Raw genomic sequence first — 20,233 nt, 5'->3', positions numbered from 1 at the left:
AGTGTTAGCGTCCGACGATGACCGAACCGCTGCTGCGGCGCGACCGCGACGACCGTGGCGTCGTCACGCTGACGTTGAACCGTCCGCAGGCCTTCAACGCGCTGTCCGAGGCGATGCTCACGGAGTTGGGGGAGGCCTTCGCCGCTCTCGCCAACGACGGGACGGTGCGGGCCGTCGTGCTGGCAGCATCCGGCAGGGCGTTCTGCGCCGGGCACGACCTCAAGGAGATGCGCGCGGAGCCGTCGCTGGAGTACTACCAGGATCTGTTCGCACAGTGCACCGAGGTGATGCTCGCGATCCAGCGGTTGCCGGTGCCGGTGATCGCACGGGTGCATGGTCTGGCGACCGCTGCCGGTTGTCAGCTCGTCGCCATGTGCGATCTCGCGGTGGCGAGCCACGACGCGTGCTTCGCGGTCAGCGGCATCAACGTCGGATTGTTCTGTGCGACACCGGGAGTCGCGCTGTCGCGCAACATTCCGCAGAAGGCCGCGTTCGAGATGCTCGTGACCGGCGAGTTCATCTCCGCGCAGGAGGCCAAGGTGTTGGGGTTGGTCAACCGGGTGGCGGACCCGGACGCGCTCGACGATGAGGTCGAGGCCATCGTCGCGAGCATTGTCGCCAAACCGGCCGTCGCGGTCGCGATGGGAAAGGCGTTGTTCTACCGCCAGATCGAGGTCGGGATCGAAGCCGCCTATGCGGACGCCGGAACGACGATGGCCTGCAACATGATGGACCCGAGCGCACTCGAGGGCGTGCTGGCTTTCATCGAGAAACGCCCAACCAAGTAGTTGACGGGTTGGCCGTCCTCGGCGCACTGTGATGTGAGCCATATTTCTATCTGGACACATCGGGGGCAGAGAGGCGGCCGTTCGTGACCACGAAGGACAAGTACACGCAGGTGCCCACGCCCTACTCCTGGGACGTGCCGAGCGGCGGCGATGCACGCTTCACCTGGGAATATGACGACGGCCGCGCGCGCCTACTGTCCCTGTACCAAAAGGGCAAGGACAAGCAGTGGGACGCCCAGTCGCGTATCGACTGGTCGCAGGACGTCGACCCAATGAACCCGATCGGCCTGCCCGACGAGTTCCATCCACTGTTCGGCAGCCCGATGTGGGAGTCGGCCGACGAGAAGCGGCGCGCCGAGATGCGCCAGCACTCGCAGGCCTGGCAGTTCTCCCAGTTCCTGCACGGCGAGCAGGGCGCGATGGTGTGCGCGGCGAAGATCGTCGAGGTGGTGCCGGACCTGGATGCGAAGTTCTACGCGGCCACCCAGACCATGGACGAGGCCCGCCACGTCGAGACGTTCTCGCGCTTCCTGCAGGAGAAAGTCGGCGTCGTCTACCCGGTCAACAAGAACCTGTCCGTGCTGCTCGAGGACACCCTGCGCGACTCACGCTGGGACATGCCCTATCTCGGCATGCAGGTGCTCATCGAAGGCCTCGCGCTCGCCGCGTTCGGGGTGCAGCGCGACCTGGCGGCGCCCAATTCGCTGGCCAAGCAGGTCCTGGCCTACGTCATGCAGGACGAGGCCCGGCACGTCGCCTTCGGCCGAATCTCGTTGAAGGACTACTACTCCCAGATCAGTGACGCCGAGCGGAACGAGCGCGAAGAGTTCGTCGTGGAGGCCTGTTACCTCATGCGTGACCGGCTTCGCGGCGACGAAGTGTACGACGCGCTCGGCCTCGACGTCCAAGCCTGTGTCGACTGGGTCGAGACGGCGCCCATGCTGAGCCAGTTCCGTTCGCACCTGTTCAGCCGAATCGTGCCGATCGTCAAGGACATTGGGCTGTGGGGCCCCAAGGTGCAGAAGGCGTTCGCGGACATGGGCGTGCTGGACATGGCCGGCTTCGACATCGAGGGGATGATGAAGGCCGACGAGGATCAGGCCGACGCGCTCGACAAGGCCCACGCCGAGATGGCTGTCCGCGCAACGGAAGTCGACGACATCATCGCGCAGGCCGCGAGTTAGGCCGGCCGCAACGTCGTGGAGACGTGCACCGTGGACGTGAGTGTCCGGTGCACGGGGCAGCGTTCGGCGATGGACAGCAACTTCTCCCGCTGGTCAGCGTCGAGGTCGCCGATCAGTTCGATCTCGCGGTCCATGTGGTCGATCATGCCCTGCTCGGTTTCGCAGTCGGCACAGTCCTTCGCATGAATCTTCGCGTGCCGCAATGACACTCGCACCTGCTCCAGCGGCCAGTCCTTCTTGTTGGCATACATCCGCACCGTCATCGAGGTACACGCACCCAGGGCCGACAGCAGCAGGTCATAGGGTGACGGTCCCGCGTCGTCGCCGAACGGGCGGGGCTCGTCGGCGATCAACCGGTGCCCGCCGGCGATGATCTCCTGGGTGTAGGTCCCCGCGCCGCTCTCGGCCACGGTGACGGTGCCTTCGGGCGATGGTGTTGTCATGCCGACCAGGCTAACCGGGGACATCGGACAACGGTGCCAGGATCAGTCGGCAGGCCAGCTGAATTTCGTCCTCCGTCTCGTCGGCTGAGATTCGTCCGTTGAGGCTGGACTGCAGGATGCCGTGCCAGGTGTGCTGAACCAGCCGCATCAACGAAACATCTTGTGGCCCCGGATCATCCACCCCGCAGATGGTCAGCAACATGCTGCGGACCTGGCGGTCGATATGCCCCACCTCGACCACGGCCGTCGCATCGGCGGTGTTCAGCGAGTTGAGCATTGCGGCGGTCAGGTGCGGCTGACGCAGCATCGGGCGGGTGGCGCGCGACAGGACGTCGAAGGCGCGATCGGCGGCGGTTCCGGCCGGCACCTTCCGGCGACGGATGCCGTCCTGCATCCGGTCCACCCGGTCGGCCATGAGGCCGACGAACAGGTGGGTCTTGGAGGGGAAGTAGCGGTACAGGGTGCCCAGCGCGACCCCGGCCGCGCGTGCGACCTCGTTCATCTGGACCTGGTCGGCCGGCTTCTGTGCCGCCAGGGCTGCGGTGGCCTGCAGGATCGCGGCACGACGCTGCTGCTGCACGGCCGAGCTGGGCTCGGCGGCCGGGCGCGGTTCGGCGATTCTTGCCACGGTGCAGCTCCTTTTTGGGTCTGGAACGAATTCTAGATGTTGGGTAGAGTCCCAAAACTGAAATTGATTCTAGTCTTCTTGGAGGTTTACACATGCCACGCTTCACCAGGGACGAGCTGATGGCCGCGCTCGATCACTACACCAAGGTCGTCGAGGTCTGTTCGAACACAGGGGACTGGGGCCCGTTCGCCGATCTGTTCACCGAGGACGTGCACTACATCGAGCACGCCTACGGCGAGATGCACGGCCGCGAGGCGGTCCGCGAATGGATCATCGGCGTGATGAAGCCGTTCCCGCACATGCGATTCCCGCACACCTGGGTCGCGATCGACGAGGAGAACGGCGCGATCGTCACCGAGATCATCAATGCCCTGGACCATCCCACCGAGCCGGGCAAGGTGTTCGGCTTCCCCAACATCACCCGCCTCGTCTACGCCGGGGACAACCTGTTCTCCTCGGAGGAGGACGTCTACAACCCCGTGCGCGACGCGCCGCGCGTCGTAGGTGAGTGGCTGAAGGCCGGTGGCGTCATGCAGTCCGCGCCCATGGCTGCGAAGCACGGCTGACGTCGTGAAGCTGATCTACGCCTTGTGGGGCGCCGGTTTGGACACCGCCCTGCAGTCGACCCAACTACATGTACTGCTGCGGGCCGCGGGGGTGGGCCGGTTGCAGATCAACGTCGACGACGCCGACGTCGAGGCGGCGATGTTGCGCATCACCACCTTCGACAACCCGGTGCCGGCGGTGGTCAGTGTGTGGACCGACGCCGGCGTCGATCCGGACCCCATTTCCGACCTGCTGGCCGCGATCTCTGCGCGCAGTGCCGGCTGGGAAGTCGAGGAGACGGTGCGGCTGGTGCCGCCCGACGTGGAAAACGGTATTCGGACAACGGCATTGGCGCAGATCGGCTTCCTGCGGATCCCGGCGGATCTCGATCCGGCCGACTGGCTCCAGATCTGGCAGGGGCAACACACCAGCGTCGCCATCGACACCCAGGACACCTTCGGCTACGTACAGAACCGGGTCCTGCGCACAGTGCACGGCACCGAGCGGGTCGACGCCGTCGTCGAGGAGCTGTTCCACATGGCGGCCATGACCGACGTGCACGCGTTCTACGGCAGCGGGGGCGACGATGCGGAACTGCAGCGCCGTATGACTCTCATGGTCGAGAGCGTGATGCGCTTCGGCGCCCACACCAATCTCGACTCGGTGCCGACCAGCAGGTACTGCTACGCGCTCTAACTGCCGTGGATGAGGTCGCGGATGTCGCCGTCGACGGATTCGTCTGCGACGAAAAGCAATTCGTCGCCGTCCTCGAAGCTGTCCCCGGACTTGGGCACGATGATCCGGCTGCCGCGCTGCACCGTCACCAACAGCGTGTTCGGCGGCAGGGTCAGGTCCCTGATGGTGCGTCCGATCAACGGGCTGTCCGGTGGCAGCGTGAACTTCGTCAGGTTCGCGTGCCCCTGACGTAGCCCCATCAGCCGCACCAGGTGACCGACATCGATGGCGCCCTCGACCCCGGCGGCCATCGCGTGCGGTGTCGACACCGCGACGTCGACACCCCAGTCGTCGGTGAACAACCACTCGTTGGCCACGTTGTTCACGCGCGCGACCACCCGCGGCACCCCGAACTCGGTTTTCGCCAACAGCGCCATCGCGAGGTTCGCTTTGTCGTCGCCCGTCGCGGCGATCACCACGTCGCACGTCTGGATGCCGCATTCCTCGAGTGAGGCCACTTCGCAGGCGTCGGCCCACAGCCAGTCGGCCTCGGGGACCGTCGGCGGCTCGTACTTGTTGATGTCGCGCTCGATCAGCAGGACCTTGTGACCGTTGGCGACGAGTTCCTGCGCCACCGACCGGCCCACCGCGCCGGCGCCGGCGATCGCGACTCGCATGCCCCGGGTGCTCACGCAGTCATTGTCGCCTACCGCAGCCCGCAGCAGGTTCCCAGATACATTTGCTTCGGCCGCCGATCGGAATGAGGACGTGGATGACGCTGGAGCAGCTGAACAAGGTGCTGCTCATCGGTGCGCTGGTGCTACTGGCCAGCATCGTGGCCACGCGGCTCGCCACCCGCGTCGGCCTGCCCAGTCTGCTGCTGTTCCTCGGCCTCGGCGTGCTGGTCGGCGAAGACGGCATCGGCCTGCGGTTCGACGATGTCGCCCTGGTCCGGGACCTGGGCACCGCGGCGCTGGCCATCATCCTCATCGAGGGTGGTCTCACCACCAAGTTCAGCGACGTCCGCAAGAGCCTGGCGCCGGCCGCGGTGATGGCCACCCTCGGCGTGGCCGTCAGTACTGCCGTCACCGCGGCGGGCGCTCATCTGCTGTTGGGCATGGACTGGCAACTGGCGCTGCTCCTCGGCGCCATCGTCTCGTCCACCGACGCCGCGGCGGTGTTCTCCGTCCTACGGGTGCTGCCGTTGCCCCGGCGGCTGGCAGGTCTCCTGGAGGCCGAGTCCGGCCTGAACGACGCCCCAGCCGTCATCCTGGTCCTGATGTTCAGCGTGGTTCCGCTGGCCTTCGATCCGGGGCACGGCCTGGTCGACCTGGTCTACGAGCTGGCGGTCGGCGCGGCGATCGGCGTGCTGTGCGGCTACCTCGGCGCCGTCACTCTGCGCCGCATCGCGCTACCGGCGTCGGGTCTGTACCCCCTCGCGACGTTCGGCCTGGGCACGGTGGCCTTCGCGGCCTGTGGGGTGACGCACGCCAGCGGGTTCCTCGCCGCCTACCTGACCGGTCTGGTGCTGGCGAACTCCGGGCTGCCGCACCGCGCGGCCACCCGGTCGTTCGCCGAGGGACTCGGTTGGTTGGCGCAGATCGGGCTGTTCGTGCTGCTCGGGCTGCTGGTCACGCCCAGTCAACTCGGCGACGACCTGCTGCCGGCTGTCGTCATCGGCCTGGTGCTGTTGCTGTTGGCCCGGCCGTTGTCGGTGGTGCTGTCGCTGATCGGCTTCCGGGTGCCCTGGCGCGAGCAGGTGTTTCTGTCCTGGGCTGGATTGCGCGGCGCGGTGCCGATCGTGCTGGCCACCTATCCGATCGTCACCGGGGTGCCCGACAGTCAGCGGCTGCTGAACGTCGTGTTCGTGCTGGTGGTGGTGTTCACCCTGGTGCAGGGCCCGAGCCTGAAGCCGGTCGCGCACCGGCTCGGACTGATTCGCCGCGACGTCACCCGCGAGATTCAGGTGGAAGCGGCGCCACTGGACGTGCTGGACGCGGAGCTGCTGACCCTCACGGTGCTGCCGCAGTCGCGGCTGCACAACGTGACGGTGCTGGAGCTGCGGCTGCCCGATCCGAGCGTGATCACGTTGATCATCCGCAAGGGCAATACGTTTGTGCCGCAGCCCGACACCCGCCTGGAAGCCGGTGATGAACTGCTGATCGTCAGCACCAGCACCACCCGCGAGGCCACCGAGCGCAGACTGCGCGCAGTGAGCCGCCGCGGGAAACTGGCCTATTGGTTCGACGAATACGGTGAGCCGGACTGACCACCGGCTTGCCGGCGGTCAGCAGATTCGGGGGAGTTGCTCGCCGATGGGCAGGTCGACCACACGGGTGCCACCGAGCGCCGTTCGCGCGACCACCATGCCCGGATGTTCGGCGACACACCGACCGATCACCGCGGCGCGGGCGCCGAGCGGGTGATTGCGCATCGCGGCCAGCACGCGCTCGGCGCCGTCCGCGGGCACGAGGGCCAACAGCTTGCCCTCATTGGCCACCTGCAACGGGTCCAGGCCGAGGAGCCCGCACGCGTCCCGGACCTCGGCCGGGATCGGGAAGCTGCGCTCGTCCAGGGCCATCCCGACCTGCGCCGCCTTCGCGATCTCGTTGAGTGTGGCGGCCACGCCGCCGCGCGTGGGATCCCGCAGCACGTGCAGGTCGACGCCGGTCTCGATCATGGCGGCCACGAGGCCGTGCAGGGGCGCGGTATCGCTGGCCACCGTGGTCGCGAAGGTCAGCCCTTCGCGACAGCTCATCACCGCGATGCCGTGTACACCGATGTCGCCGCTGACGATCACCACGTCACCGGGGGTGGCCCGCTGCGGGCGGATATCGACACGCGGATCGACGATGCCGATCCCCGCGGTGTTGATGAACACGCCGTCGCCGTGGCCGGAATCGACCACCTTGGTGTCGCCGGTCACCAACTTGACTCCAGCCGCGAGTGCGGCCGTGCCGACGGCCTGCGCCACATGCGCGATGTCCTGCAACGCGGTGCCCTCCTCGAGGATGAACGCCGTCGACATGGCCAGTGGTTGCGCACCCGCCATCGCGAGGTCGTTGATGGTCCCGTTGACCGCGAGGTCGCCGATGCTGCCACCGGGGAACGTCAACGGTTTGACCACGAACGAGTCGGTGGAGAACGCCAGCCGTGCACCACCGACCTCGATGACGGCCGAGTCGGCCATAGCGGCTTCGGCTGCCGGACCGAAGGCCGGCAGGAACAGATGCTCGATCAGTTCGGCAGACATCGCCCCGCCGCCACCGTGTCCCATCACGATGTTCGGCGCGTCGCGCAGGGGAGTCGGGCAGACCCACGACTCGATGTCGATCTCAGGCATGTGTCACCTCGAGTCGCCGGTAGAGGTAGTAGGCGGCGCACGCGCCCTCCGATGAGACCATGGTCGCGCCCAACGGGTTACGCGGTGTGCATTCCTTGCCGAACGCGGCGCACTCGTGCGGCTTGATGAAGCCCTGCAGGACTTCGCCCGAACGGCATACGACGGACTCGGCGGTGTGAATTCCGGTGACCGAGAACCGATATTCCGCATCGAAATCGCGGTAGGCGGGCGAGAGGCGCCATCCGCTGTTCGGGATCATGCCGATACCGCGCCACGCGCGGTCGCCTACCTCGAAGACGTCCTCCAGCATCGCCTTGGCCGCGGTGTTGCCCTGCGCCTGAACGGCTCTCGGGTACGCGTTCTCCAACTCATGTCGACCGGCCTCCAGCTGAATCACCGTGCGCCGGATACCTTCGAGGATGTCCAGCGGTTCGAAGCCGGTGACCACGATGGGGATTCGGTACTTTTCGGTCAGCGCCGGATATTCATCGGTTCCCATCACGGTGCACACGTGCCCGGCAGCGAGGAACGCCTGTACCCGACACGTGGGCGACTCCATGATCGCCGCGATCGCCGGCGGTACCAGCACGTGTGACACCAGTAGTGAAAAATTCTTGATACCAAGACGTTTGGCTTGGTATACCGTCATGGCGTTGGCGGGCGCGGTGGTTTCGAACCCGATACCGAAGAACACCACCTGCCGATCCGGGTTCTCCCGTGCGATAGTCAACGCATCCAGCGGTGAGTACACCACCCGGACGTCGCCGCCTTCGCTCTTCACCCGGAACAGGTCCTTCGAACTGCCCGGCACCCGCAGCATGTCGCCGAACGAGCAGAAGATCACTTCAGGGCGGCACGCGATCTCGAGGGCTTTGTCGATCATCTCCAACGGCGTCACGCACACCGGGCAACCAGGTCCGTGGATCATCTCGATCTCGTCGGGCAGCAGCTGGTCGATACCGTGCCGGATGATCGAATGTGTCTGGCCGCCACACACTTCCATGATCGCCCAGCGTCTGCTGGTGGCCGCCCGAATCTGGTCGACGAGCTTGCCGGCCAGCTCGGGATTGCTGAACTCATCCAGATACTTCATGGTGTCACCTCGGTTGTCGCACTGTCTGTCGGTGCGGTCAGGCCGGCTTGTCGTGCCGCGATCGCGAACCCGTCCCCGAATTCCTCATTGAGCACGCCGAGGTGCTCGAACTCGGTCAAAGTCTTGATGGCCGATTCTTCGTCGAGCCGCTGGATGGCGAATCCCACGTGAACGACGACGTATTCGCCGACTGCCGCGTCCGGGATGTACTGCAGGCAAACGTCTTTCTGGATACCTCCGAAGTCGACGAGTGACATCAGCGTGCCGTCGCGCTCGGCCAGGCTCAGGATTTTCCCTGGAACTGCCAGACACATAGGAGTGCTCCTCTTCTCAGTTCGGATTGCCCACCAGTAGTTGGCCGAGCGCGATACCGCCGTCGTTGGGTGGGACATGGCGGTGGGTGATCACTTCAAACCCTCTGGTGTGCAGGCCGCTCAGCGTCAGCTGCAGCAGCAGGGCGTTCTGGAACACGCCGCCGGACAACGCGATGACCCGTACGCCTGCCGCCTTGGACTCGAGTTCGGCGAGCCGTACGACGACGTCCGCCACCGCCCGGTGAAACCGTGCCCCGATCACGCCGGGCCGAACGGCGGCGCGCTGGTCGGCGATGACAGCGCGGAGCACTGGCGCGGGGTCGACGAGTACCGGCTCGCCGGCCTTGATATCGAATTTGTATGTGGCTGTGCCGCAATTCATCCCGCGTGATAGACCCTCCAACTCGATGGCGGCTTGTGCTTCGTAGTCGGCGATCTGCCGTACCCCGGCCAGGGCGGCCACCGCATCGAACAGCCGGCCCATGCTGGAGGTCGGGACGCACCCGAGCCCGGTTTGTAACTGGTGCGCCAGGACCCCACGTTCATCGTCGGGGCAGGCCCGCACGGGCGTCAGGTCGGCGCTCCAGGGCAGACCGGCGGCCCACAGGTGTGCGAGCGCCATGCGGTACGGGCGTTCCACGCTGACGTCCCCACCGGCCAGCGGGACGTATCGCAGCTGAGCCACCCGCCGGTAGCCCTTGTAGTCGGCGACCAACACCTCGCCACCCCAGATGGCGCCATCTGGACCGTAACCGGTTCCGTCAAAGGCGAATCCGAGAACGTGACTGTTGCCGTCCAGGCCGTGTTCGGCCATGACGGCGGCGATGTGGGCGTGGTGGTGTTGCACCGTCCGGACCGGTCGCCCGTCGGCATTGCGGCGCGCCCAGGCGGTGGAGCGGTAACCGGGGTGTGCGTCGGCGACAAGATTCGCGGGGTCCACTCCCGTCAGTTCCCGCAGGTGCCGCTCGGCCGCGTCGAATGCGGACAGGGTGGCCAGGTCGTCCATGTCGCCGATGTGCTGACTCAGCCACGCGTACTTGCCCTCGGCAACGGCCAGCGTGTTCTTCAGGTCGGCGCCGACCGCCAAGGTGGGTGCGACGGGTACCGGTAGCGCGACCGGAAGCGGTGCGTAGCCGCGAGATCTCCGGATGGGCATCTCGCACTGGTCCACCATCCGGACGACAGAGTCGTCGCACGGCACCAGGATCGCCCGATTGTGCAGCAGCCAGGCGTCGGTGAGCCGGTCAAGGCGGTTCGTGGCATCGGCGTCGGTGAAGCAGATCGGTTCACCGCCAAGGTTTCCCGATGTCATCACCAGGACCGGCGGACCCGGTGCATCGCCCGGCAGCCCGAACAGCAGGGCGTGCAGTGGGGTGTATGCCAGCATGATGCCGATGTCGGGGTTGTGCGGTGCGACGAGATCGGTTACCGCTGTAGATGTTCGTCCGGTCAGCAACACTATCGGGCGTTGGATGCCCGAAAGCAGCTGCGCTGCAGAATCGTCCACTTCGGCAATGTCGCGCGCTGTCGCCAGGTCGGGAACCATCACCGCGAACGGTTTGTCACCGCGGCGCTTGCGCCGGCGCAGCGTTTGCACAGCTGCTGCGTTGCCGGCATCGCAGGCCAGGTGGTAGCCGCCGATGCCTTTGACGGCGAGGATTCCGCCGTCGCGCAACAGTTTCCGTGCCTTGAGTAGGCCTTCTTCGCCGTCGACCGTCGCGCCGTTGTGATCTCGGAAGGTTAGTGTCGGCCCACATTGCGGGCAACAGACGGGCTGTGCATGGAAGCGACGGTTGGCCGGGTCAGCGTATTCGCGCGCGCAGTCGGGGCACATCGGGAAATCCGCCATGGTGGTGGCGGCCCGGTCATAGGGCAGCGACGCGATGATGGTGAAACGGGGCCCGCAGTTCGTGCAATTGACGAAGGGGTGTCGGTACCGCCGGTTCGCCGGATCGCGCTGCTCGGCTGCACAGTCGTTGCACATCGCGACATCGGGGGAGGCCAGGGTACGACCGCCGGCCGAGTGAGACGTGTCGGTGATCGCGAATCCGGTGCCTCCACGAACCGGAACATCCTGTGTCTGAACAGATTCGACGACGGCAAGTGGAGGTGGGTGGTGCTCCAGCCGATCGAGGAACTCTGCGATCGCGCTGGTGTCACCTTCGACCTCGATGACGGCCCCGGAACTGTCATTGCGCACCGAACCGCTCAGCCCGAGGGCCGCGGCACTGGTATAGACGAACGGCCGGAAGCCGACGCCCTGGACGACGCCGTGCGCGCAGATGCGCAGTCGTCGGCGCGTCATGGCCCCGCTCCGTCGCTGTTGCCCATCAACTTCAAACCGTCGAGCGCCGCCGCGGCTCCTACCGCGTCGGTCTTTTCGAGCGCGAACCCCATGTGGATGATTACCCAGTCGCCGGCGTCGAAGGTCTCGTCTGGCAACATCCCGACGTTCACTTTGCGTGGTTCGCCGGCGACGTCGACGAGTGCGAGCTGGTCGCCGTAGCCGTCCAGCATCCGGATGACCTGCCCCGGTATACCCAGGCACATCGCTCAGCCCTCCCGAGCCGGTGTGCGGCTGAGTAGTTCTGCGACAACGCTTTCGACGGCGTGGATCGCTGCCGGGACAGCGGCTGCCACCGCATCGGAAAGGCCCATCCGATCCTCGACGTCGGCCACTTCGCACCCCACCACCACGGTGTGGGGAGCGGCTCCGCCGAGTGCGTTGAGACTGGCGAACACGGTCCCAGGGTCCATGGCGTGTGCGTCCAGACCGACTGCCGCCGTGAGCGATTGGTGATCGGCCTCGAATACGTGCACCGTCCCCGGCGCGTCCCGGCACGGGATCGCGTCGACCAGCACCAGCGCGTCCCACTCACCGAGCAGGTCGTAGGCGAGGTGCATACCCCTGATTCCGTAGTCCGTCACCTGCACGCCCGGTGCCGTGGGGCCGACGTGCCGGAGCACCTCGGGGCCGAAGCCGTCGTCGCCGAGGAAGATGTTGCCGATTCCGGCTACCAGGATCCGTTGCGTGGCATCGCCTCCGTTACATCCGCCGCATGCGCAGGTACCGACGCGCATCCGGGATGGAGCGGACGCCGACGACCCCGGCGCCTACCACTGCCGCCGCGACCACGATCACGGCGATCCAACCCACTACTTCCATGGTGATGTCCTTTCACTCAGTGGTTCGACTTCGTCAGGTGCGAAGTACAGATATCGGCCGTACCAGTCGTGCATCTCGGCGGCCGGGTCGTCCTCGAGGACGACGCCGATCTGCTGGTCGCCGTCGACTGTTTCGTGCACGCAGGTGACTCGCGCGATCTTGTCGGCGTAGAAGAGATCCTGCGCGTCGGCGCGTCGGGAGGGGTGCAGCCGGACCCGGCTGTCTCGACTGACTCGCACCCCGTTCACCAACACCGCGTCAAGGGTTGGGGCGACGGCGTTGTCCGCCAGCGGATCCCACCAGTCAATCCCCGCGGGAACCTCGGGTATCAGAGATCGGGTTTCGGCACCGGCGTGTGGATTACGCAGTACCCCATGCAGATTGAGCAATGCCTCCGGCGACATCGCATCACAGCGATCGATGATCTCCGCTGCGCGCGGGTCGGTGGCCCGGGCCTGTTGCTTCTCCTGGTCGGTCATCGTCATCACGCGCAGAGTCAGGATCTCGTCGATCTCGGTCGAGTCGAACAGGGCGCCCTCGCTCTGCTCGGCAATCTCCGGATGGTCGTACAGGATGATCGGAGACACCAGCATCAAGGTGGCGGTGCCGGGCGGACCGGCCAGCACGGGGAAACAGCGGTGCCGCTGGCAGCGGCCGACGGCGCCGGCGGCCGATTCCGGCGGTTCCAGCAGTGAGACGAATTCACCGCCGGCGACCTCGGCGATCAGGTGGGTGCCGATCAGGGATCGCGCGATCGCCGTGCCTCTATCCGTCGCCGGCTCAACGACATTGCGTACCTCGAGGGTGACGCGCAACAGTCCGTCGTCGGCCTCGGACCGCACCGTCAACTCGGCGCGCAACTCGGCGCGGGTCCGGACCAATCTGCCACCGTCAATGGGCTCGACCTCGCTGCCGCCCGCAACGACGACCGGCAGCCTCTGCGGCGTGGCGAGTACTGCTTCGGTCAACGGTCCGAACGACAGCTCGCATTCGACGGCTTCATCCCAGCTGAGCCAGGTTTGGTCGGCCACGGTCAGTTCGTCGACCGGTTCGAACTGGCCGCCATTGTCCTGTTCGACCGCACGGCGTTGCAGCTGCAGGAACCGGACCACGATGGTCAGGGCCGTGTCGCGTCCCGGGCTCACGAGGAGTTGGGCCGAGAGGACGTCGTCCTCGCCGAGCCCGCGCTCAGCCGCTTGCGGCGGGCCGAGCACGCCGAATTGCCAGCGCGACTGGTTCTTTCCGGAGGTGGCCCGGTAGGGGTAGAGCAGATAGCCCTCATAGAGCACCGCATCGGCGACGGCCCGGGCCCGCTCCCATGCGGCAGTCATCGGAGGTCCTGTGCGGCTTGGGCGTCCAGCAGTGCCGTGACCGTGTCGTCGAGACCGAGCAGCGCGTGTCGAGCCTTGTAGTCGGCCAGCGCGTCGATGGTGTCGTGGTGCAGCCTGATCCAGCCGGTGTGTGGATAGTGCTGGTCGATGAGGTCCCGCCACACCGATACGGGCATGGCGTAGTGGTCCTCTCGGTCCCAGGGCACGGGTGTGACGGCGAAACCGTGTTGTCCCTTGGTGAAAATCGTTCCACTGAAAAGGAATTGGAGGGGTATGTTGCCGTCGTCCAGCGCATGGAAGTACTTGGCCGCCGTGACCTCGATGTCGTAGGTGCATTCGAGTGGGAGGTCGACCTGGGTGGTGCCGGTGAAGCCCTGCACCATGACGCCGGTGTGCTGCCACAGGAAGGTGTGCTGGGTGGTGGCCCAGCGGTCGCGGGTGCCGAACAGGTCCAACAGTGCTGCCGCCTCTTGGTCGGTGTAACCCCGGCGCAACGGTTCGATACGGACCTGGGCGCGTAGCGCGATGGCGTGCACCGGCTCATCGCCGAGCGCCGCGATCCCCACCCGTGCGGTCAGCACGGGAGTCACTGCGTAGGGCTCGGGGAAGACGTCGACGACGGCGAAGGTCACCTCGGTCACGGCGCCACCACCTTGCTGCGTTCGGCAATGGCTCTGAAGTAGTTGTCGACGAACTCGTGGGCCTGCTGCCCGCCGTCGAACCCGTGCCACAGCATTCGGAGGCGGCCGACGAACTCGTAACAGGCATCGATTGGGACCAGGTGGCATTCGAGGGGGAGCGGAGCGTCCGGCACCCGCATGATCAGTGCCTCGGTGTCCGCGGCAAGCAGGTCGACGCGCGGGTCCGCGTCGCGGATATCGGCCCACATGCCAAGGTCCAGTTCGGATTCCGTCGCGCCGGCCGGCCCGGGGTAGAAGGCGACCGTGCGGTCGAGGGCCGAGTTGCGGAAGAAGAACGCCAGCCCGACGGGGATCTGCAGTAGCTCCCATTCGCGGCGGCCCAGCGCGAAATCGGGGAAGGTGAGGTATCGATCAGGCACGGCACGATAGCGCAGCGCGGCATCGACGTCGGTGAACAACAGGTAGCAGCCCCGGCAGACGCACATCAGTTGTCGGCCTTCGATATTCACGACGTGCTGGTGTTCGGAGACGATCGGCTCCGAGCACATCTCGCACCGCTCGCCGGTCACCGCGGGCGTATCCCGGCCGGCGCGGATGCGTGCCAGCACGTCGTAGGCGCCCGTCATGGCACACCGGCCGCGGTCGGGGTGGCTGCCATCGCGATGCACAGCACGCCGTCGCGTACCAGCACCGGTAGCGGCTCGAGATGTTCGGCGGCCGTGGCATTGTCGTCGACGCAGGTGCCTGCGTGCACGACATCGAAATGGGCGTGGCATCGGGGACAGCGCAGCACCGGGTCGGTCGATCCGACGCGGCGGTGCAGCGCGCTACCGGCCAGGGAGTCCCCGCAACGCCCGCATCGGTCGCGGTAGACGAACACCTTCTCGCCGAGCCGGCATGCCAGCAGCGTCTCGCTTGCCACCAGGAACCCGCCGACCTCAGCATGTTTCAGGTCGGTGAGCTCGGGCACCGGATGCCACGCCGACGCGGCGCGGCCATCCCGATGAACCCGACTCAGCAGTGAATCCACGGGGATCACCCCGGTTTGGGGTTCGGCTGCGACCACCTCGATCGTGCCGACTTCCGGCGCGGCCGCGCGGATGGTGTCCTCGACGGTGAGTTCGAGCGTCACCGCCGATGACGGGCAGCTCTTGCAACTGCCCGCGAACTGCAATCGGACGGCGGCGCCGTCGGGACCGTCGGCAACACTGAGCACGGCGACGTCGCCGCCGTGCGAACCGAGGTAAGGCCGGACCTTGTCCAGCGCATCCTCGATGCGTCGCCTGGCGTCATGTGGATGCAGACCGTGTACCAGCAGCAGACTGGCGATCAGGTCGTCGGTGGTCAACTGCTCGGTGAGCGCCGGGTGGTCGGCGAGCAGCCTCATGATCCGTTGCAGCGCAGCACCGTAGAGATCGGTCACTTCGCCGACCAACAATTCGGCGCGCTCACGCGCCACCGGCCCGGCCGCCGAACTGGCGTCGAGCAGTGTCTGTATCCGGTCGCCCGCCGTGCGCCAGTGTGCGTCGTCCGGCGCGCCCACGGGCTAGTCTCCGGTCACGGATTGCGTCGGGGAGTGCAGGCGTTCCAAGGTTTTTCCGTCACCCAGGTACATGTGCACCCCGCAGGGCAGGCACGGATCGAAACTTCGCACCGTTCGCATGATGTCGATGCCTTTGAAGTGTTCCCGGTCGTTCTCCTCGAAGATCGGCTGGCCTTGCACCGCATCCTCGTACGGGCCTGGAGTGCCGTAGCTGTCCCGGGGGTTGGCGTTCCATGGCGTCGGGGGATACGGGTGGTAATTGGCGATCTTGCCGTCCCGGATCACCATGTGGTGGCTGAGCACGCCGCGGACGGCTTCGGTGAAACCGCAGCCGATCGCTTCGTCGGGCACTGTGAACTTCTCCCACGTCTTCGTGCGTCCGGCGCGGATCTCGGCCAGCGCCTTCTCCGCGAAATGCAGTGCGCACGCGGCCGCGTAGGCCTGGAAGTAGGTGCGGGCACGGTTGCGTTCGATGGTGTTGCTGCCGTGCTGCGGGATCTTCCACTCCAGCTCGACGGGTCCCTTGAGGATGGTCTTGGGCAGGTTGATCTGCACACTGTGCCCGGTCGACTTCACATAGCCGATGTCGACCAGCCCGGCCAGCGCGGTGGACCACAGCCGGGCCAGCGGCCCGCCTCCGGTGTCCAGGGCCAGATGGTCCTTACCGTCGAACCAGCGCGGCGACATCACCCAGCTGTACTTGTCGTCCATGTCCCGCTTCTGCGGATGCGGGTTCGTGTGCTGATTCCACGGGTGCCGGCGATCGACGGGGTTGCCGAGCGGATCGTTCTTCACGAACGTCTCCTGGTCGGTCCAGTCGTCGTAGTACGAACTGCCCAAAAGAATTCGGATGCCCAGGTTGATGTCGACCAGTGAGTGCGTCACCAGTTTTCCGTCCACCACCACACCGGGCGTCACGAACATCGCATCACCCCAGCGCTCCATGTCGCGGTAAGCGAAGTTGCAGACCTCGGGATCCTGGAAGGAACCCCAGCAGCCCAGCAAGGTACGCCGTAGCCCGACCTGTTCGTAGCCGGGGATGGCTTCGTAGAAGAAATCGAACAGGTCGTCGTGCATCGGCACGACCTTCTTCATGAACTCGACATAGCGCATCAGCCGAGTCATGTAGTCGGTCATCAGTTGAATGGTCGCTACGGTGCCGACGCCACCTGGGTACAGCGTGGACGGGTGGACGTGCCGGCCTTCCATGAGGCAGAACATCTCTCGGGTCCAACGACTGACCTGCAGCGCCTCGCGATAGAACTCGCCCGTGAACGGGTTGAGCGTGCGCATGATGTCGGCGATGGTCCGGTAGCCGTGGGCATCGGAGTGGGGTGCCAGCGTGTTCTCGGCTTTGGCGAGGACGCTCGGGTTGGTCTCGGCGACCATCTTCTCGCAATAGTCGACGCCGACCAGATTCTCCTGAAATATGTTGTGGTCGAACATGTATTCCGCGGCCTCGCCCAGGTTGACGATCCATTCACCCAGATGCGGCGGCTTGACCCCGTAGGCCATGTTCTGGCAGTAGCACGAGCAGGTGGCGTGGTTGTCGCCACAGATGCCGCAGATGCGGCTGGTGATGAAATGGGCGTCCCGCGGATCCTTACCCTTCATGAAGATCGAGTAGCCACGGAAGATCGACGACGTGCTATGGCATTCCACGACTTCGCGGTTTTCGAAGTCGATCTTTGTGTAGATGCCGAGACTGCCGACGATCCGGGTGATGGGGTCCCAAGCCATCTCGACGAGTTGGCCGGGGTCCCGTTTGACCTGTGATGGTTCCGGAATGATCGTGGTCATGGACTTCGCTCCCTCGCAATGCCTTTCGCCGTGTCGGCGGCAGGCGGTGAGAGGCCCGCACCTACCAGGTGCGGGTCGCTCCCGATTCAAGCTTTGTGCCGCGATGGCGCCAACGCGGTTCTTTGTCGACGGTGCGTCCGGTGATGTGGCGCAGGTTGCGGATGACGGATCCGTACAGGCCCGACGCTGCAGTGGAGACCTTGCCGCCCGGCGGTTCGTCCATGAAGGGCATGAACTTGTCGGGGAATCCCGGCATGGTGCAGCCGATGCAGATGCCGCCCACATTCGGGCAGCCACCGATGCCATTGATCCACCCGCGTTTCGGTACGTTGCATTTGACGACCGGACCCCAACAGCCCAGTTTGACAATGCATTTGGGTGATCCGTACTCGTGGGCGAAGTCGCCCTGCTCGTAATAGCCGGCTCGGTCACAGCCTTCGTGCACGGTCGCGCCGAACAGCCAGGTTGGTCGCAGGGCTTCGTCCAGCGGGATCATCGGAGCCTGGTCGGTTGCCATGTACAGGAGATATGTCAATGTCTCCGCCAGGTTGTCCGGCTGTATCGGGCACCCTGGCACACAGACGATGGGAATGCCTGCCTTGCTCTTCCAATCCCACCCGAGATAGTCGGGCACACCCATCGCGCCGGTGGGATTACCGGCCATTGCGTGAATGCCTCCGTAGGTGGCGCAGGTACCGACAGCCACCACGGCGGTTGCCTTGGGCGCCAATCGATCCAGCCACTCGCTCGTGGTCATCGGCTGTCCGGTGGCGGGGTTGTTGCCGAACCCGCACCAGTAGCCTTCGGTGTGCAATTGCTCGTTGGGTATCGATCCCTCGACAACCAGTACAAACGGGTCAAGCTCGCCCCGATCGGCGCGGAAGAACCATTCGAGGAAGTCGTCTGCGCCCCCGTTCGGTCCGCATTCGAAGTCGATGAGAGGCCAATGCACGGCGATTTTGGGTAGACCGGGGAGTGCGCCGAGCGCGATCTCCTCGATGCTGGGTTGAGTGGCGGCAGTCAGCGCCACGGAATCGCCATCACAACTCAGGCCGGCGTTGATCCAAAGAACATGGATCAACGCCGACTCTGCTTTGACTGCTGCCGATGTAGGCATATCGCAGTTCTTTCCGGGACGCAGTGAGTCCCAACGTCGAGCTTTCGGGGACTGGCTGCTCAATCCCGTCCGCCGCAGGAGTCGACGTTCGGCCCGATGCGCGGCGCTGTTTCTCGGTCTACTCCGGGTGCAGTGGGTTGTCAACGGATTGCCGGAAGCTGCCAGGGAACCGATATCTGGGCTGGTGAATTCGCCTGCATAGTTTCCAGCGGCGTCAATCTGACCGTGCGCCGAATCACTTTGGCAATGCGCCGAAATCTGCTGTAATTCAGCCTGATTCGCCGGGACTTGCGGTCGTCGGGATGGCGCCGGCGAACTTGCGTAGCCAGTCGAACCACGCCGCCATGCCTTCGCCCGTCCGGGCGCTCACGGGCAGGATTGTGGCAGTCGGATTGACCATCCGGACGTGTGCCACATACGTCTCGAGGTCGGCATCGAGATAGGGCGCCAGATCGATCTTGTTGAGCAACACCACGTCCACCGCGCGGAACATCACGGGGTACTTCAGCGGCTTGTCTTCGCCCTCGGTGAGCGAGTAGACCATCGCCTTGGCGTGCTCGCCGACGTCGAACTCAGCCGGGCATACCAGGTTGCCGACGTTCTCGATGATGACGAGATCAAGGTCCGAGAGCGCCAGGCCTTGTAGGGCACGATTCACCATCGGCGCGTCCAGGTGACATTCGCCGCCGAAGCCATTGTTGGTGTTGATCAGCGAGACCTGCGCGCCGCGGCCTTCGAGCTTTTCCGCATCCAGGGCGGTGGCGATGTCACCTTCGATCACCCCGACGGCTACGTCGCCATTGAGTTCGTCGAGCGAGGCGGCCAGTACGGTCGTCTTGCCAGATCCCGGTGAGCTCATCAGATTGAGTGCTCGAATGCCATTGCTCTCGAAGGCATTCCGGTTGATGTTTGCGCGCACGTCGTTCTCGGCGAAGATCGATTCCAGCACGTCGATGCGCTGCGTTCCGGTCTCGTAGCCACTGTGGTCCCCGTGGTCGTGACTGTGATCGCCGTGTTCGTGGGTGTGGACCGTGCCGTCGTCGTGCCGGTGGAATCTACCCATCGTGGCCACCTCTCGTGAAACGCTGTATGTCAGGACACGTCCATGGACATCACCTGGAACTCATTGCCTCTGATCACCTTGACGTCGCCGCTGTCGCACGCCGGGCAGCACACCGACCAGCGTGACGCGAGTAGCGACTGCCGACCGCACGAGCGGCAGGCCACCTCTGCCGGAACCATTTCCAACTCGAGCACGGCATCAGGCATGGACTCGTATTCGCGAATAAGGTCCCAGCAGAACGTCAACGAGTCGGGTACCACTTGCCGGAGGGCACCGACCTGCACCCGTACGACGTCGATGTGATTGTCGGCTGCGTATGGCCTGACCACGCCGGCGATCGCCTGGCAGAGCGACAATTCATGCATTGGGTCTCACCGCGCCTCCGCCCGGGCCAGCGCTCGCCCCACCCGCTGCAGGACTGCACCGGAACGTCTTTCCACGCTACGCCCACCCGCGGTTCCGGCCTAGGTGTGTCGCGAAATGTTCGCGCTCTCCAGCCAAAATTCTCATTGTCGGCCGTGGCCGGACGTAACTAGCCTGATAGGTACTCGACCGGAA

At 65.5% G+C, this 20,233-nt stretch carries 23 protein-coding genes; 5 read left to right on the top strand and 18 right to left on the bottom strand.

The window, feature by feature from the left end; genetic code table 11:
* Positions 1–17 precede the first annotated feature (17 nt).
* Together TL10_RS14390 and TL10_RS14385 are read left to right on the top strand one after the other, a co-directional pair.
* A complete protein-coding gene (locus TL10_RS14390; protein ID WP_043986114.1) occupies positions 18–788 on the top strand; it encodes an enoyl-CoA hydratase in 771 nt (256 codons plus the stop codon).
* Positions 789–871: 83 nt separating this feature from the next.
* The gene (locus tag TL10_RS14385) at positions 872–1,972 is read left to right on the top strand and encodes a ferritin-like domain-containing protein (RefSeq protein ID WP_043986113.1); all 1,101 of its coding nucleotides are present in this window, start codon (positions 872–874) and stop codon (positions 1,970–1,972) included.
* On the opposite strand, the gene TL10_RS14380 is transcribed toward TL10_RS14385, so the two are convergent.
* Positions 1,969–2,415, bottom strand: coding sequence for an OsmC family protein (locus tag TL10_RS14380; protein ID WP_043986112.1), 447 nt, complete (start codon positions 2,413–2,415; stop codon positions 1,969–1,971). The two genes, TL10_RS14385 and TL10_RS14380, sit on opposite strands and share 4 nt — an antisense overlap.
* 10 nt (positions 2,416–2,425) lie before the next feature.
* Positions 2,426–3,043 carry a TetR/AcrR family transcriptional regulator gene (locus TL10_RS14375; RefSeq protein ID WP_043986111.1) on the bottom strand — a complete coding sequence of 206 codons (618 nt, stop codon included), beginning with the start codon at positions 3,041–3,043 and terminating at the stop codon, positions 2,426–2,428.
* Positions 3,044–3,135: 92 nt separating this feature from the next.
* Here TL10_RS14375 and TL10_RS14370 point away from each other — a divergent pair, with 92 nt between their 5' ends.
* Positions 3,136–3,609, top strand: coding sequence for a nuclear transport factor 2 family protein (locus tag TL10_RS14370; protein ID WP_043396847.1), 474 nt, complete (start codon positions 3,136–3,138; stop codon positions 3,607–3,609).
* A gap of 4 nt (positions 3,610–3,613) precedes the next feature.
* Positions 3,614–4,285, top strand: a complete 672-nt coding sequence (locus tag TL10_RS14365; RefSeq protein ID WP_052506414.1) for a hypothetical protein — start codon at positions 3,614–3,616, stop codon at positions 4,283–4,285.
* Here the strand turns inward: TL10_RS14365 and TL10_RS14360 are convergent.
* A complete protein-coding gene (locus TL10_RS14360) occupies positions 4,282–4,941 on the bottom strand; it encodes a potassium channel family protein (RefSeq protein WP_043396843.1) in 660 nt (219 codons plus the stop codon). The two genes, TL10_RS14365 and TL10_RS14360, sit on opposite strands and share 4 nt — an antisense overlap.
* A 95-nt stretch (positions 4,942–5,036) precedes the next feature.
* Between TL10_RS14360 and TL10_RS14355 the strand changes: the two genes are divergently transcribed.
* Complete coding sequence (locus tag TL10_RS14355; RefSeq protein ID WP_043986109.1) at positions 5,037–6,533, top strand: potassium/proton antiporter; 1,497 nt, start codon at positions 5,037–5,039, stop codon at positions 6,531–6,533.
* An 18-nt stretch (positions 6,534–6,551) separates the two neighbouring features.
* On the opposite strand, the gene hypE is transcribed toward TL10_RS14355, so the two are convergent.
* From hypE to TL10_RS14285, 15 genes are all read right to left on the bottom strand, one after another.
* On the bottom strand, positions 6,552–7,607 hold the full coding sequence (gene hypE, locus TL10_RS14350; protein ID WP_043986108.1) for a hydrogenase expression/formation protein HypE: 1,056 nt from the start codon (positions 7,605–7,607) through the stop codon (positions 6,552–6,554).
* Positions 7,600–8,700 carry a hydrogenase formation protein HypD gene (gene hypD / locus TL10_RS14345; protein WP_043986107.1) on the bottom strand — a complete coding sequence of 367 codons (1,101 nt, stop codon included), beginning with the start codon at positions 8,698–8,700 and terminating at the stop codon, positions 7,600–7,602. The genes hypE and hypD overlap by 8 nt, the downstream gene beginning before the upstream one ends.
* Positions 8,697–9,014, bottom strand: coding sequence for a HypC/HybG/HupF family hydrogenase formation chaperone (locus TL10_RS14340; RefSeq protein ID WP_043986106.1), 318 nt, complete (start codon positions 9,012–9,014; stop codon positions 8,697–8,699). The genes hypD and TL10_RS14340 overlap by 4 nt, the downstream gene beginning before the upstream one ends.
* 16 nt (positions 9,015–9,030) lie before the next feature.
* Positions 9,031–11,319 carry a carbamoyltransferase HypF gene (hypF, locus tag TL10_RS14335; protein WP_043986105.1) on the bottom strand — a complete coding sequence of 763 codons (2,289 nt, stop codon included), beginning with the start codon at positions 11,317–11,319 and terminating at the stop codon, positions 9,031–9,033.
* Positions 11,316–11,564 (bottom strand): HypC/HybG/HupF family hydrogenase formation chaperone, encoded by a 249-nt coding sequence (locus TL10_RS14330; protein ID WP_043986104.1) that lies wholly within the window; start codon positions 11,562–11,564, stop codon positions 11,316–11,318. Before TL10_RS14330 ends, hypF begins: the two co-directional genes overlap by 4 nt.
* A 3-nt stretch (positions 11,565–11,567) precedes the next feature.
* Positions 11,568–12,095, bottom strand: a complete 528-nt coding sequence (locus TL10_RS14325; RefSeq protein ID WP_043986103.1) for a hydrogenase maturation protease — start codon at positions 12,093–12,095, stop codon at positions 11,568–11,570.
* On the bottom strand, positions 12,061–12,180 hold the full coding sequence (locus TL10_RS32095; RefSeq protein ID WP_110789080.1) for a DUF6893 family small protein: 120 nt from the start codon (positions 12,178–12,180) through the stop codon (positions 12,061–12,063). The genes TL10_RS14325 and TL10_RS32095 overlap by 35 nt, the downstream gene beginning before the upstream one ends.
* Complete coding sequence (locus TL10_RS14320; protein WP_043986101.1) at positions 12,171–13,511, bottom strand: hypothetical protein; 1,341 nt, start codon at positions 13,509–13,511, stop codon at positions 12,171–12,173. Before TL10_RS14320 ends, TL10_RS32095 begins: the two co-directional genes overlap by 10 nt.
* Positions 13,508–14,152 (bottom strand): DUF6084 family protein, encoded by a 645-nt coding sequence (locus tag TL10_RS14315; protein ID WP_043986100.1) that lies wholly within the window; start codon positions 14,150–14,152, stop codon positions 13,508–13,510. Before TL10_RS14315 ends, TL10_RS14320 begins: the two co-directional genes overlap by 4 nt.
* The gene (locus tag TL10_RS14310) at positions 14,149–14,778 is read right to left on the bottom strand and encodes a DUF5947 family protein (RefSeq protein WP_043986099.1); all 630 of its coding nucleotides are present in this window, start codon (positions 14,776–14,778) and stop codon (positions 14,149–14,151) included. The genes TL10_RS14315 and TL10_RS14310 overlap by 4 nt, the downstream gene beginning before the upstream one ends.
* Positions 14,775–15,695: a NifU family protein gene (locus tag TL10_RS14305; protein ID WP_043986098.1), complete on the bottom strand. Its 921-nt coding sequence runs from the start codon at positions 15,693–15,695 to the stop codon at positions 14,775–14,777. Before TL10_RS14305 ends, TL10_RS14310 begins: the two co-directional genes overlap by 4 nt.
* Before the next feature lie 3 nt (positions 15,696–15,698).
* Entirely contained in the window at positions 15,699–17,495 is a 1,797-nt protein-coding gene (locus TL10_RS14300) for a nickel-dependent hydrogenase large subunit (protein ID WP_043986097.1), read from the bottom strand.
* A 61-nt stretch (positions 17,496–17,556) separates the two neighbouring features.
* Positions 17,557–18,612, bottom strand: coding sequence for an NADH-quinone oxidoreductase subunit B family protein (locus tag TL10_RS14295; protein ID WP_043986096.1), 1,056 nt, complete (start codon positions 18,610–18,612; stop codon positions 17,557–17,559).
* Between the two features lie 268 nt (positions 18,613–18,880).
* Positions 18,881–19,675: a hydrogenase nickel incorporation protein HypB gene (gene hypB / locus TL10_RS14290; protein ID WP_043986142.1), complete on the bottom strand. Its 795-nt coding sequence runs from the start codon at positions 19,673–19,675 to the stop codon at positions 18,881–18,883.
* Positions 19,676–19,704: 29 nt separating this feature from the next.
* On the bottom strand, positions 19,705–20,040 hold the full coding sequence (locus tag TL10_RS14285; protein ID WP_043986095.1) for a hydrogenase maturation nickel metallochaperone HypA: 336 nt from the start codon (positions 20,038–20,040) through the stop codon (positions 19,705–19,707).
* Between the last annotated feature and the right edge of the window lie 193 nt (positions 20,041–20,233).

It is taken from the genome of Mycolicibacterium llatzerense (assembly GCF_000878195.1).
GTDB lineage: Bacteria > Actinomycetota > Actinomycetes > Mycobacteriales > Mycobacteriaceae > Mycobacterium > Mycobacterium llatzerense.
This window is presented reverse-complemented; position numbering and strand designations above follow the sequence as displayed.